Below are 14,133 nucleotides of genomic sequence, written 5' to 3'. Positions count from 1 at the left end.
GGCTCACAACACAAAAACGGCCCCACGCGAGGGCCGTTTGTGGCCGGACAGATAGTTGGCGACCGCCAGCGCACGGCATTGCGACCGATTGAAAATTGTGCCGGTCGCTGCCGATCGAATCGGTATGGCCGAACACGTCGACGGTCGTCTGGCGGGACTTCTTCAGGACCAACGCAACGGAATTCAGCGCCGACATATATGGCCTAGTCGGCCGCTACATCGGCCCAGGCATCATCTTGGTCGGCTTCTCCAGCATCGGAAAATCGGCCTTGCTGCATTTCACGTTCGGATTCGTCGGGCTGAACATGCCGTTCGGATTGTCCCTGAACAGCCAGGCGTGAAGATCGTAGTGGACGAACTCCCTCGGAATGAGCGGATAGTGTCCCTCCATCGGACCCATGAATTTCTGGCCAAACAGTGTGGGAACCTCCTTGGTGTCCGGTGTCAACGGCACCAGCCATTCCACGCCGACCAACTTCAGGCCTTTCTTGGTCGGCTCGTAGATCAGCACGTTGGGCTTCATCGGATCGAGCTTCTGGCCGACGCTTGGGACGTTGACGAAATGGACGCCCATGGCACCTTTTGGGTAATCCATCGAGCCCGGTATCTTTTCGCCACTGTAGAAGACGCAGCCGACCGTCGACAGATAGAGGTCGCGGACAGCTGTGGTGTAGTCTTCATACTTGGCCAATGATTTCTTCAAGGCTTCGATGTCGGCCTTGTTGGCGTCCTCGGCCTGAGCCGTAGCGAGCCCCAACCAGGCGCCTACGATACTAGTCAAAGCGAGGACGCCATAGCGCCCGAGGCTGGCTGTTCTTGTCATGCATTCCTCCCAAATATTTCGTCTGGCCGTGCAAGACCGAGGCGGGAAAATGCTTGTTGCGCGGCCAGTTGTACCGCCTCGTCCCCTCTGGAACAGCGATGATGCTATTCCTTTCCGTGACTGTAGGAAAGCAGTTATTTAGCTATTGCTAATAGGCGTGACAGCTGCGGGCGCCGATGGCCGCTCAAACAAAAACGGCCCCGCATTGGGGCCGTTTTCACAGTCGTTGCCGAACAGATCGTCAGGTGAGCGGCGACAACTGGATCTCGACGCGACGGTTCTGCTCGCGGCCGGCGGCCGTCGCATTGGATGCGATCGGCCGCGTCTTGCCGAAGCCGGTGACGGCGAAGCGGCGCTGATCGACGCCCTGACCGGACAGATAGTTGGCAACCGCGAGTGCGCGGCGCTGCGACAAGTCGAAATTGTGCTGGTCGCCTCCGGTCGAATCGGTGTGACCGAAAACATCGACCGTAGTCTGCTTGAATTTCTTCAGCACCAGCGCAACCGAGTTCAGCACCGGATAGAAGCCGGGCTTCACCGCATCCTGATCGACATTGAAGGTGATGTCCGACGGCATGTTGAGGATGATCTGGTCGCCACTGCGGGTGACGCTGACACCGGTGCCCTGGAGCTGCCGGCGCAGTTCAGCTTCGTTCTGATCCATGGTGGCGCCGATGGCGCCGCCGGCCAGCGCACCGATGCCGGCGCCGATCAGCGCGTTGCGGCGGTCATTGCCGCCGGCAAGCAGACCAAGGCTGGCACCTGCAAGGGCACCCAGACCGGCACCCGCGGCCGTGTTGGAAATCTTCTGATCGCCCGTATACGGATCGGTGGTGGTGCAAGCGCTCACGAGCAAAGCCGTCGCCACGACGACGAGCATAGTCTTCTTCATAGATGGTCCCTCTCCAAGTCGCGCCTTTTTCGACGGCGCCAAATCAGCCCTTCCCGCGACTTGTACCATGAATTGCGGCGAAAAACGGAATGGGAAAAGCGCCCGCGGCGGCTTTTCCCGGGATCAGTTACCAGAGATTCCTGCCGTCAATGACCACCACTTCCACCTTGTCGAGATTGAAGTCGTCGAACAGCCGCGAGTTGACGCTGATCTTCGGATTGTCGAAATCCGGCTCGCCGGTCGACCAATCCGGCGTCTCGGTGAACGTGCCGCAGCCGCAGTTGGCGCAAAACCCATGTTTCACGGTTTTCGAGCCCCACTCATAGAAGGAGACGTTTTTCAGTGGCGTGATGAGCTTGAACTGCGACGGGGTATAATAGGCCCAGAGCGAGCCGCGTTTCGAGCAGAACGAGCAGGTGCATTGCGTCACGGTTTCCGGTGCCTCTGAAACCTCGAATGTCGTCGCCTTGCAGTGGCAGCTTCCCTTGATGGTCATCAACATCACCTCTCCATTGTCCGCCGCCCACGCGGCAGGGCACCATAAAGAAGCGATCCTGGCAACCGCCTGTCAGCGGGCTCTATACCCTGAACGGCAGGCAGCGAACTCAGTAGGACGAGGGCGGCACGAACAGGCAGATGGTCTTGCCGGCATCAAGCCCGGCCTCATGAGCGCACCAATGGTATTCGCCGTCAGGTGAATTCTTGATGCGCCTGTCGCTGTAGGCCAGCACCTCTCCAGTGTCCTTGATGACATAGCCTTCCGGACGCTCGCTGATCGAGGTCTGCGACACCTCGTGGCAGTCGTAATTCGCGCAGCAGGCGAACGGATAACTCCAGCCTTGCGGCTTGGCCGCAGTCGGCTTGGCGTCGTGCGCCATGGCCGGCGCCGACAGGAGCGCGATCACCGCGCAAAGGGGAAGGACAAGCTGGCCAACCGACGGAACGGCGATGGCCGATCTGGAACTGGCAGCAAACATGGCAACGCTCCTTTCAAACGAGGTTTCAAGCGTTTCGCTTGCCCGTTCCCGGAACGTGTCTTCCCAGCGGCCAATCGTCAGCAGATATGCCGCGACCGGCCATAAATGCTTTTGTCTCCTCCTGCCGCAAATGGTGAGCCGAAATGTGAGTCGGCGCAAGAAATTGCTGCGTGGAGGCTGCGCCCGTTGCTGGCCGCCCAAGGCCGCAAACGTGCCCTTCATGACCACGCCAAGTCGTGGGGAGTGATGGATCCGCTCGGTCCACGAAAGTGCGAGCGGGTGCTATGGTCTAGTGGCGGACGGTGCTAGTCCAGATCCGCCACGGCCTCGCCCGCGCCGCCTTCGATGCGCTGCGACAGCGAGGCTTCCATGAAATCGTCCAGGTCGCCATCGAGCACGCTCGACGGGCTGGTGCTTTCGACGCCGGTGCGCAGATCCTTGACCAGTTGGTAGGGCTGCAGCACGTAGGAACGGATCTGGTGGCCCCAGCCGATGTCGCTCTTCGAGGCTTCGGTGGCGTTGGCGATGGCCTCACGCTTCTTCAGCTCTTCCTCGTAGAGGCGCGAGCGCAGCATCTCCCAGGCCTTCGCCCGGTTCTTGTGCTGCGAACGCTCGGCCTGGCAGGCGACCGCGATGCCGGTGGCGATATGGGTGATGCGCACGGCCGAATCTGTGGTGTTGACGTGCTGGCCGCCCGAACCCGACGAGCGATAGGTGTCGATGCGCACGTCCGATTCGGAAACATCGATCTCGATCGTGTCATCGATGACGGGATAGACCCAGACGCTGGCGAAGGAGGTGTGCCGGCGCGCATTGCTGTCATAGGGCGAAATGCGGACCAGGCGGTGGACGCCCGATTCAGTCTTCAGCCAACCATAGGCATTGTGGCCCTTGATCATCAGCGTCGCGGACTTGATGCCGGCTTCTTCGCCGTCATGCACTTCCAGCACCTCGACCTTGAAGCGGCGGCGTTCGGCCCAGCGCGTATACATGCGCAAAAGCATCGAGGCCCAGTCCTGGCTTTCGGTACCGCCGGCGCCGGCATGGATTTCGAGATAGGTGTCGTTGGCGTCGGCTTCACCCGAAAGCAGTGTTTCGACCTGGCGGGCCTTGGCCTCGCCCTGCATCGAGCGGATTGCCGCCTCGGCCTCGGCGATGACGCCCTCGTCGCCCTCTTCCTCGCCGAGCTCGATCAGGCCGATATTGTCTTCCAGCGCCTGGGTCAGGCCCTTGACCGCCGCGATGCCCTCCTCGAGGCCCTGGCGCTCGCGCATCAGCTTCTGGGCTTCAAGCGGTTCGTTCCAGAGGCTGGCGTCCTCGGCCCGCACATTCAGGTATTCAAGCCGCTTTATGGCCTGATCCCAGTCAAAGATGCCTCCTCAGCAGGGTTATCGCCTGCCTGATCTCGTCGACAATATTCTGCGTTTCCGCGCGCATGGCCTGGTATTTTGTCCTGTTGCTGAAGTGACACTTCGGTCGGCGCGATACATAGGGACGGCGCCGCCATGTGTAAAGCGAAATGGGCCGGCCCTAGGCCAGCCCAGCGATCCGCTTGGACCCGTCAGTAGAGCCCGCCGCCGCCGTCCTGGATGGCCTGGTTGGCCTGCGGCGACAGCGCGCCACCCGACGCGTTGGAGCCGTCGGCGCCCATGCCGATCACCCAATAGCTGTCGGCGGGACCGGTGCCCGGCTTGAAGGCCTCGATGATGGTGCCCGGATCGCCCGACGCGGCACGCATACCCGTCTTGCGATTGATGGCGATCAGGTTCATGCCGTCCGGAACCTTGAAGTCGACATTGGGCGTGCCGTCCAGCGCCACGCGCATGAAATCCTTGAAGATCGGAGCGGCGAGACCGCCACCGGTGGCGCCATGACCAAGGCCGCGCGGCGTGTCGTAGCCCATGTAGAGGCCGACCACGAGGTTCGGCGTGAAACCGATGAACCAGGCGTCCTTTTCGTCGTTGGTGGTGCCGGTCTTGCCGGCAATGTGCCGGCCGAGTTCGCCGATGGTGGCGCCGGTGCCGCGCTGGACCACGCCTTCCATCATCGAGGTGATCTGATAGGCGGTCATCGGATCGAGCACCTGCTCGGAATTGTCGACCAGTTCCGGCTCCGGCTGGTTCTTCCATTCAGGCGCGTTGCAGCCTTCGCAGCCACGCTCATCCTGCTTGAACACGGTCTTGCCGTAGCGGTCCTGGATGCGGTCGATCAGCGACGGCTTGATCGACTTGCCGCCGTTGGCCATGATCGAATAGGCCGAAACCATGCGCATGACGGTGGTCTCGCCGGAGCCCAGCGCCATCGGCAGATACGGCGCCAGATGGTCATAGACACCGAAGCGCTCGGCATATTCGACGACCAGCTTCATGCCCATGTCGTTGGCAAGCCGCACCGTCATCAGGTTTCGCGACTTCTCGATGCCGGAGCGCAGGGTTGCCGGCCCGGCGACGGTGCCGTCATAGTTCTTCGGCGTCCAGGTCGTGTTGCCGCTCTGAATGGTGATCGGCCCGTCCATGATCACCGAGGCTGGCGTATAGCCATTGTCGAGCGCCGCCGAATAGACGATCGGCTTGAACGAGGAGCCCGGCTGGCGCATCGCTTGGGTCGCGCGGTTGAATTCGGACTGCGCATAGGAGAAACCGCCGACCATGGCCAGCACACGGCCGGTGTGCGGATCCATGGCGATCAGGCCGCCTTCCACCTCGGGAACCTGGCGCAGGCTGTAGGTATTGTCGGAGCCTTCGTTCTTCTGCACGAAGATGACGTCGCCGGGTTTCAGCACATCGGCCGGCGACTTGGCCTTGACCGTCTTGCCGTCGACCATATGGCGCATGGCAAAACCCATATCGTCCTTGCTGACGGTGCCTTCGACCCGTTCCTTGACGATGTCGCCCGATGCCTGGCGTGCGGGCTGCAGGCCAATCGAAAGACCGGACGCCGAGGAGTCGAGCACGACGGCCAGAGACCATTCGGGGACGTCCTCCAATCCCTTGACGGCGCCCAGCGGGACGCCCCAGTCGCCGGACACGTCGATTGATTTCACCGGCCCGCGATAGCCGCGCAGCGTATCGTATTTGATCAAACCGTTCTGCATCGCCTTGCGGGCGATGAGCTGAACTTTCGGATCAAGCGTGGTGCGAACGGACAAGCCGCCTTCGTAGAGCGCGTTCTCGCCGTAGCGGGCGATAATCTGGCGACGCACCTCCTCGGTGAAATATTCACCGGCGAACAGATAGGTGCCGGTGCGGCGCGGCGTCACGCCGAGCGGCTCGGCCTTGGCCTTGATGCCTTCCTCGCGCGTGACGTAGCCATTCTCGACCATCTGGTCGATGACCCAGTTGCGGCGCTCGATCGCGCGATCGGCATGCTTGAAAGGATGGTAGTTGTTGGGGCCTTTCGGCAGCGATGCCAGATAGGCGGCCTCGGCCACGGTCAGCTCGTTCACCGACTTGTCGAAGTAGGTGAGCGCCGCGCCGGCGACACCGTAGGCGCCGAAACCGAAGAAGATTTCGTTGAGGTAGAGCTCGAGGATGCGATCCTTAGGATAGGCCTGCTCGATGCGGAAGGCCAGGATCATTTCCTTGATCTTGCGCTCGTAGGTCTGGTCCGCGGTCAACAGGAAGTTCTTGGCCACCTGCTGGGTGATCGTCGAGGCACCGACCTGGCGCCTGCCCGAGCCGAAATTCTGCAGGTTGACGATGATGGCGCGGCCAAGGCCGGTCACGTCGATGCCGGGGTGGTTGTAGAAATTCTTGTCTTCCGCAGACAGGAAGGCCGCCTTGACGCGATCCGGGATAGCCTGGATCGGCAGATACAGGCGCCGCTCGCGCGCATATTCGGCCATCAGCGATCCGTCCGAGGCATGGATGCGCGTGGTCACCGGCGGCTCGTATTTGGCCAGCACCTCGTAGTCAGGCAGATCCTTCGACAGGTGGCTGATGTAAATCGCAACGCCCGCCGCGACCAGAAGGGCCAGCGTCGTGCCGATGCCGAAGAAATAGCCAATGAGACGAATCATACCCGCTCCAGTCCTTGGTTCGGGAATTTCCTAAACGAAGCCGCCTTCCACGCAAGCTTTCGAGCCGGTCCCAATCCGTATTCGAAAACCCATGTCGCCACCATGTGGACAAAATACGGCAAGGCCTGATTTCGTGACGCCCCGCCGCAAATAAAGGCACCGGCTGTTGTCATACAGCAACGCCGCCTCTGGTTGCAGGCGCCGCAAGGCATGTCAACCTCCGGTTCCGGCCCCGGCCCTGGCGGATGCGAACAGCGCAACTGCATTGGTGATGCTTTGTGCCGCCTTGCCGCGCCATTCCGCGTTAAGCAGCTGCGCCTCGTCCTTGGCGTTCGAGAGATAGCCGAGTTCGACCAGAACCGATGGAACGTCCGGCGCCTTCAGCACCTTGAAGCCCGCGGAACGCTGCGGATTGTTGATGAGACCGACGCTGGTCGACAGCTGGCCGACCAGCGTGTGAGCGAAACTCATCGAGAAGGTGTGCGTCTCACGGCGGATCAGGTCGATCAGGATATCGGTCACTTCCTTGTTATCGTCCTTGATGACCATGCCGGCGAACTGATCGGAGAGATTTTCGCGGTCGGCGAGCGCCTGCGCCTCGGGATCCGACGCCTTGTCGGAGACGGTGTAGACGGTGGCGCCGCGGATGCCCTTGACGCTGATCGTGTCGGCATGGATCGAAATCAGCAGGTCGGCCTCATGCTGGCGGGCGATGCGCACGCGGTCGTCCAGACGCAGATATTCATCGGTGTCACGGGTCATGAAGACATCGTATTTGCCGATGGCCGCGAGCTTGTCGCGCAGTTCCGTGGCGAAGGCCAGCGTGACGTTCTTCTCGATGGTGCCGTTCAGACCCTCGGCGCCGCCGTCGACGCCGCCATGGCCGGGATCGATGACGACGGTGAAGCGGTGGCCGGGATTGGAGACCGGTCCGGTGCCAACCCGCCCGCCCTTGTCGGTCGAAACCGTCGAGCCGGTGGTCAGCGCCTGGTTGGCAAGGGCGGCGTCGAACTCCCGTTCGGAGGCGGCCGACATGTCGATGGCAATGCGGTAGCCGGTTCCGTCCTCATTCTTGAGCACATCCAGCTTGTCGACGGCGAACGGCCCCTTGCCGGTGACGATCAGCCGCGAAACGCCCTCGCCGAGCGCGCCCAGCCGCACGCCCTTGACCAATCCGCGCGGCTTCAAATCCTTGGCGTCGATGGCCAGCCTGGTATTCGCCAGATCGATGACCAGACGATTGGGTCCGCGCAGCAGAAACCATTTGATGTCAGGCTCGCGATCGAAATCCATGACGATGCGCATCTTGGTGGCATCGCCCGCCATCTTGTAGCCTTTTGCCACCAGCGGCGCATCGGCGGCGTCGGCAACGGAGAAAAAGGCCTGGGAAATCACCACCAGCAGCGACAGGCATAGAGCGGCAAGAATCCGGCCGCCAACACGACATCCCTTGTCTGTGAAGTCTGCCAGTCCCATCTCTCTTCCAGTCGCTCCCGGTTTGGCGCCAGGCGCCCGCTCGTTTCGTCGAAGTGCCGGTTAGGCCGCGAACTCGATTAACGATTGGTATCCAGAGAAGGTTAACCAAGCCTTTTCACGCAAGGTTCGAACCCAGGCTTACGTTACGGAACTGCTTTTTGCCGGCATCGGAAATCGGGGTTGCCTTCCACCCCGCCAAATCATAAAAGCGATAGTGGATCACTGCAATCCTGGAACCGCCCTCCTCCGCAGCTTCCTGCTAAAGGGTCAGATGAAAGGCGGCTCCTTTCGCTTCACGCGAAAAGGCTTCAGGTGATTGCGACGAATTTCGCAGGTGTGCTCCCGTGGCGGGGGAATCACCTGCGTGAGGAAAACGGCCGGGTTTGTTCCCGTGCCGGCTCTGTATGAGCAAACAAGCTGGTCCGGTTTCCGGGCTTTGGTTCAAAAGGTTCCGCTGGTGACGATGGCTTCAAGCGCAATCATGGAAAGGTCCGCATCAAACCGCGCCAGTATGGCAGCGGGCGGCACCGCCATGACACGCAGGCACCGTCCGGCGGACATTCAATTATCCGGCACCCACTCTCCAGACACACAGCAGCGGGCTTTGCCCCGCCAGCTGCGGCTGACGGCTGCCGGGGGGAAACGAAATAATGCCCAACAAAATGCTGATAGACGCCTCCCACCCGGAGGAAACACGCGTTGTCGTCGTACGCGGTAACCGTATCGAAGAATTCGACTTTGAATCCCAGGACAAGAAGCAGCTCAAAGGAAACATCTACCTCGCCCGCGTAACGCGCGTCGAACCCTCCCTTCAGGCAGCCTTTGTCGAATATGGCGGCAACCGTCACGGTTTTCTCGCCTTCAGTGAAATACACCCCGACTACTACCAGATCCCGGTCGCCGACCGTCAGGCATTGCTGCGCGCCGAAGCGCAGGAAGCCGAAGACGAAGAGGACGAGGATGGTGACGGCGATGACCGCCAGAGCCGCGATCGCGGACGGCGCGGACGCCGGCGCAGCGGTAAGAGCCGCGAGCGCGGTGAGCACAAGCGCGATACCGGCGAGGCAGGCGAAGGCTCCGGCGAGCCAAGCGAAGGCAACGACAGCGGCGACATCGTTGTCGAGGAGATTTCACACACCTCCGAGATTATCGAACACGCAGCCGATGCATCGGAACATTCAGATCCCTCGGGGCATGCCGATGCATCAGGCAATGATGAAGGTTCCGCCGATCATGACGAAATCGAAACCCGCGAGGGTGGTCCGACATCGATCGCCGCCGCGGTCGAAGGCGATGTGATTTCCGAACCTGTCTCGCAGACGGAACAGGCCTCTGAAACCGCATCCAGCGACAATGATCGCGGCATGCTGGAGGAAGTACAGTCCTCGCATGCCGACGATCACGAGGTCGAATCGGTCGGCGCCGAGGATGCGCTGGAAGAAGTGCGCAACCGTCGCAAGCCGGTGCGCCGCCAGTACAAGATCCAGGAAGTGATCAAGCGCCGGCAGATCCTGCTGGTTCAGGTCGTCAAGGAAGAGCGCGGCAACAAGGGCGCCGCACTCACCACCTATCTGTCGCTTGCCGGCCGCTATTCGGTGCTGATGCCGAACACGGCGCGCGGCGGCGGCATTTCGCGCAAGATCACCAGCGCCGTCGACCGCAAGCGCCTGAAGGAGGTCGTTGCCGATCTCGAAGTGCCGCAAGGCATGGGCGTCATCCTGCGCACCGCCGGCGAGAGCCGCACCAAGGCCGAGATCAAGCGCGACTACGAATATCTGATGCGGCTTTGGGAAAATGTCCGCAGCCTCACCTTACAATCGACGGCCCCTGCCCTGGTCTATGAGGAAGGCAGCCTGATCAAGCGCTCGGTGCGCGACCTCTACAACAAGGATATCGACGAGATCCTTGTCTCCGGCGAGGAAGGCTACCGCGAAGCCAAGGACTTCATGCGCATGCTGATGCCGAGCCACGCCAAGGTGGTTCAGCCGTTCCGCGACACGACGCCGATCTTCGTGCGCAACGGCATCGAGGCGCAACTCGACCGCATGCTGCAGCCGCAGGTGACGCTGAAGAGCGGCGGCTACATCATCATCAACCAGACCGAGGCGCTGGTCGCCATCGACGTCAATTCGGGTCGTTCCACCAAGGAGCACTCGATCGAGGACACCGCGCTCCACACCAATCTGGAAGCAGCCGAGGAAGTCGCCCGCCAGCTCAGGCTGCGCGATCTTGCCGGCCTGATCGTCATCGACTTCATCGATATGGAGGAGAACCGCAACAACCGCTCCGTCGAGAAGCGGCTGAAGGATCACCTCAAGAACGACCGGGCCCGCATCCAGGTCGGCCGAATCTCGCATTTCGGCCTGATGGAGATGTCGCGCCAGCGCATCCGCGCCAGCGTGCTGGAATCGACCATGAAGCCCTGCCCGCATTGCGGCGGCACCGGCCATGTCAGGTCCGATTCGTCGGTCGCGCTGATGGTGGTGCGGGCGATTGAGGAATTCCTGCTCAAGGATTCGCGCAGCCACATCACCGTGCGCACGCCGGCGGCGACCGCGCTCTACGTGCTCAACCACAAGCGCGGCACGCTGGTGGAACTCGAAAGCCGTTTCGGCCTGACCATCACCATCGAGGCCGACGATACGGTTGGCGCGCAGCACTACGCGATCTTCCGCGGCGCACTGGCCGAGAAGCCCGAGGGCTTCGTCGAGGTGCGCAGCCTGCCGGCCTATGTCGAGCCGGAAGAGCCCGAGGACGAGATTGCCGTCGTCGAGGAAGACGATGAGATCGTGGTCCAGGCCGAGCAGCCGCGCCAGCAGCAGCAGCCGCGGCCTGCCGGCAGCGAAGATGGCGAAGGCCGCGACCGCAAGCGTCGCAAGCGCCGCAGACGGCGCGGTGGGCGAGATCGCGACCGCGAGCATGGCGCCCCGACGGACGGGGCATCCACCTCCACTCCGGTCGGCGATTTTGCCGGCGCGGCAGACGTGGCAGGCGATGACGACGGCGAACAGGACGACGACGCCCCGATCGTTGCCAGCGCGTCCGACGAGGCGGTGCAGGCCGCGGATGACAGCCAGGGCAAGAAACGCCGGCGCGGCAAGCGCGGCGGCAAGCGCAACCGTCGCGAAGACGGTGAAGGCGAAACCGAGGCAAGTGCGGGCGAAACGACCGAGGCTTCCGAAGCCGATGCTTCCGAAAGCGAGCCTGCCTCGATCGAGCCGGTGGCTGTTGCTGCCGTGACAGAAGAGCCGGTGGCTGCGGTGAGCGAAGAGGTGCCGAGCACCGAGAAGCCCAAGAAGCCGCGTCGCGCAGCCAAGCCGAAGAAGGCAGCCGCCGAAGCCGTGGCCGAAACGGCCGTCGTCGAAGCGGGCGCGGAAACGCCGGTCGAAACTCCGGTGGCGGTTGTTGAAGAGACAGCGGTTGCGCCCGTTGCGGAAGAGCCTTCCAAGGCCCGTCCGTCCAGGCGCAAGCCCGCGGCCATCGATGCACCGGTGGTGCCGGTGGTGTCCTCGACCGTCGCCGATGAGCCGGAAGCCAAGACCGAAGAAAAGCCGAAGCGCGCCGGCTGGTGGCAACGGAAGGGCTTTTTCTAGGCTTTTCAATTGGTTGAAGTGACTTTTTAATAAGAAAATCCCGCGCCGATCGAAAGACGGCGCGGGATTTTTCACATCGGGCGTTCCAGCAGATGGCGGAGCGCTGGCTAAGGCGCGAAGATCGACCAGTTCATCATCCTGGCCAGCTTTTCCAGCGCGATCGATCCCAGCTTGGAGTTGCCGTTGGCGTTGAGGCCGGGCGACCACACCGCAAGCGATGCCACACCCGGCACAATGCCCAATATGCCGCCACCGACGCCACTCTTGCCGGGTATGCCGACGCGGAAGGCGAAATCGCCGGAGCCGTCATAATGGCCGCAGGTCAGCATCATGGCGCCGATGCGCCGCGCCCGCTCCGCCGACACCACGGAATGGCCGGTCGCCGGGTTCTTGCCGCCATTGGCGAGGAAGCGGCCGGCCATCGCCAGTTGCCGGCAACTCATGGCGATGGCGCAATGGTGGAAGTAGACGCCGAGCGCCAGCTCCGGCGCATGATGAAGATTGCCGAAGGATTTCATGTAGTTGGCGAGCGCGAAGTTGCGATAGCCGGTGGCACGTTCGGACGCCGCGACCTCGCGGTCGATGATGATGCTCTCGTCGTCGGCAAGAAACTGGATGAAGCGCAGGATCTCGCCGATCGCTTCGCGCGGCTGGTGGCCGGCAAGCAGTATGTCGGAAACGACGATGGCGCCGGCATTGACGAACGGATTGCGCGGAATGCCGTTCTCGTGCTCGAGCTGGACGATCGAGTTGAACGGGTTGCCCGACGGCTCGCGCCCTACCCGCTTCCACAGCGCGTCGCCGACATTGCCGAGCGCCAGCGTCAAGGTGAACACCTTGGAAATGCTCTGGATCGAAAATGCCTGGTCGGCATCGCCGGCCACCAGCACGCGGCCGTCATTGGTGACGGCGGCAATGCCGAATTTCCTTGGATCGACCTTGCCCAATTGCGGAATGTAGGTGGCGACATCGCCGCGATCGGTGCGTTCGGCCATTTCGGCGGCGACTTCGGCCAATGCCTGATCAAGTTCGGGGGCCTGTTCGAGTTTGGGGGCCTGTTCGAGTTCCGGCATGGCGCTACCTCAACCAGCGTTCGATGCGCGCCATCGCCTCGACCATGTCATTGTGGCTGCCGGCATAGGAAAACCGCATCGTGCGATGTCCGGCCTGGGTGTCGAAGTCGCGGCCGGGCGTCGCCGCCACGTGCGCCTCGGCCAGCATCTTGCGCGCGAAGGCCATGCTGTCATTGGTGTGGCGGGTGACGTCGCAGAACGCATAGAAGGCGCCGTCCATGGGCGCGGCCAGCGGGAAGCCGAGTTCAGGCAGGCGTTTCATCAGCAGTTCACGGTTCCAGGCATAGCGGCCCTTGACCGCTTCCAGCTCTTCGGTCGCGGCAAAGGCTTCGATCGCGGCGATCTGCGACAGTTCCGGTGGCGAAATGTAAAGGCTCTGGGCGATGCGTTCGACCGGCCGCACCAACGCTTCCGGCAACACCATCCAGCCGATGCGCCAGCCGGTCATACAATAGTATTTCGAGAAGGAATTGATCACCGTGATGCTGTTGCCGAAGGCAAGTGCGGTGGTGTCGGGCGCGCCATAGGCCAACCGGTGGTAGATCTCGTCGGAAATGACGGCGATGCCCAGTGCCTCCGCCGTCTCGACCAGCGCCGACAGTTCGTCGGCCGGTATGACGGCACCGGTCGGGTTGGCGGGACTTGCGAAAAGCACTCCCTTCAGCGGCTTCTCGCGATGCGCGCCCTCCAGATGACCGGCATGCAGATAGGCTGCGTCGCCGAGTTCGATCTCGACCACATCGATGCCGAGTGCCGCCATGATGTTGCGATAGGCGGGATAGCCGGGTGCCGCGATGGCAACGCGATCGCCCGGATCGAACATCGCCAGGAAGGCGAGATTGAAGGCCGCCGACGAACCCGTGGTCACCGCGATCCGGGCGGGCTCGACTTCGAGCCGATAGTGATCCGCGTAATGCGCGGCGATCGCCTTGCGCAGGCCAGCCAGCCCCAGCGTGTCGGTGTAGCCGATGCGGCCGACCTGCAAGGCCTCGGCAGCGGCGGCGCGAACCCGCGCGGGCGCCGGGTCGGACGGCTGGCCGACCGCCATGGAGATCACCGGCACGCCTTGCGCCTTGAGCCTGTTCGCCTCGGCCAGCACATCCATGGCGTGGAACGGCTCGACATTGCCACGACGTGAGAGCGAAACGACCATTTTATCCCTATCCCGACGGTTTGGCGCGCCACGCCCCAAATACATGCGCCGCACAAATGCCCGATTGATGTGAGGATCACAAGTTGAGGAAGTTTTCCGGTGCCGACTTTTCATCTTTCGCCCGCTCG

At 62.4% G+C, this 14,133-nt stretch carries 10 protein-coding genes and 1 pseudogene; 1 reads left to right on the top strand and 10 read right to left on the bottom strand.

The window, feature by feature from the left end; translation table 11 throughout:
* Window positions 1-42 precede the first annotated feature (42 nt).
* The 8 genes and pseudogenes from FJ546_RS31760 to FJ546_RS27190 form a co-directional block, all read right to left on the bottom strand.
* Window positions 43-187: pseudogene (locus FJ546_RS31760) on the bottom strand (OmpA family protein); the annotation flags it as partial.
* 27 nt (window positions 188-214) lie between these two features.
* On the bottom strand, window positions 215-823 hold the full coding sequence (locus FJ546_RS27220; protein WP_140892129.1) for a hypothetical protein: 609 nt from the start codon (window positions 821-823) through the stop codon (window positions 215-217).
* A 241-nt stretch (window positions 824-1,064) separates the two neighbouring features.
* The gene (locus tag FJ546_RS27215) at window positions 1,065-1,715 is read right to left on the bottom strand and encodes an OmpA family protein (protein ID WP_140892128.1); all 651 of its coding nucleotides are present in this window, start codon (window positions 1,713-1,715) and stop codon (window positions 1,065-1,067) included.
* A gap of 127 nt (window positions 1,716-1,842) precedes the next feature.
* Window positions 1,843-2,211: a GFA family protein gene (locus FJ546_RS27210; RefSeq protein WP_140892171.1), complete on the bottom strand. Its 369-nt coding sequence runs from the start codon at window positions 2,209-2,211 to the stop codon at window positions 1,843-1,845.
* Between the two features lie 109 nt (window positions 2,212-2,320).
* A complete protein-coding gene (locus FJ546_RS27205) occupies window positions 2,321-2,692 on the bottom strand; it encodes a hypothetical protein (RefSeq protein WP_140892127.1) in 372 nt (123 codons plus the stop codon).
* A 305-nt stretch (window positions 2,693-2,997) separates the two neighbouring features.
* Window positions 2,998-4,129 (bottom strand): peptide chain release factor 2 gene (gene prfB / locus FJ546_RS27200; protein WP_140892126.1). Its coding sequence is split into 2 segments (ribosomal slippage): window positions 2,998-4,062 and window positions 4,064-4,129, totalling 1,131 coding nucleotides; the frame shifts between segments, so codons are not numbered across the junction.
* A gap of 124 nt (window positions 4,130-4,253) precedes the next feature.
* Window positions 4,254-6,710, bottom strand: coding sequence for a penicillin-binding protein 1A (locus tag FJ546_RS27195; protein WP_140892125.1), 2,457 nt, complete (start codon window positions 6,708-6,710; stop codon window positions 4,254-4,256).
* Window positions 6,711-6,923: 213 nt separating this feature from the next.
* The gene (locus tag FJ546_RS27190) at window positions 6,924-8,186 is read right to left on the bottom strand and encodes an N-acetylmuramoyl-L-alanine amidase (protein ID WP_140892124.1); all 1,263 of its coding nucleotides are present in this window, start codon (window positions 8,184-8,186) and stop codon (window positions 6,924-6,926) included.
* A gap of 650 nt (window positions 8,187-8,836) precedes the next feature.
* On the opposite strand from FJ546_RS27190, the gene FJ546_RS27185 reads away from it, so the two are divergent.
* Window positions 8,837-11,779, top strand: coding sequence for a ribonuclease E/G (locus tag FJ546_RS27185; protein ID WP_140892123.1), 2,943 nt, complete (start codon window positions 8,837-8,839; stop codon window positions 11,777-11,779).
* A 107-nt stretch (window positions 11,780-11,886) separates the two neighbouring features.
* Here FJ546_RS27185 and FJ546_RS27180 read toward each other — a convergent pair whose 3' ends face one another.
* Together FJ546_RS27180 and FJ546_RS27175 are read right to left on the bottom strand one after the other, a co-directional pair.
* Window positions 11,887-12,852: a glutaminase gene (locus FJ546_RS27180; protein WP_140892122.1), complete on the bottom strand. Its 966-nt coding sequence runs from the start codon at window positions 12,850-12,852 to the stop codon at window positions 11,887-11,889.
* A gap of 4 nt (window positions 12,853-12,856) precedes the next feature.
* Window positions 12,857-14,005: an aminotransferase class I/II-fold pyridoxal phosphate-dependent enzyme gene (locus tag FJ546_RS27175; protein WP_140892121.1), complete on the bottom strand. Its 1,149-nt coding sequence runs from the start codon at window positions 14,003-14,005 to the stop codon at window positions 12,857-12,859.
* Window positions 14,006-14,133 lie beyond the last annotated feature (128 nt).

Origin of the sequence: Mesorhizobium sp. B2-4-19, from assembly GCF_006441315.1 — a bacterium.
GTDB lineage: Bacteria > Pseudomonadota > Alphaproteobacteria > Rhizobiales > Rhizobiaceae > Mesorhizobium.
The sequence above is the reverse complement of the archived record's forward strand: the minus strand, read 5'-3'. Positions and strand labels throughout refer to the sequence as shown.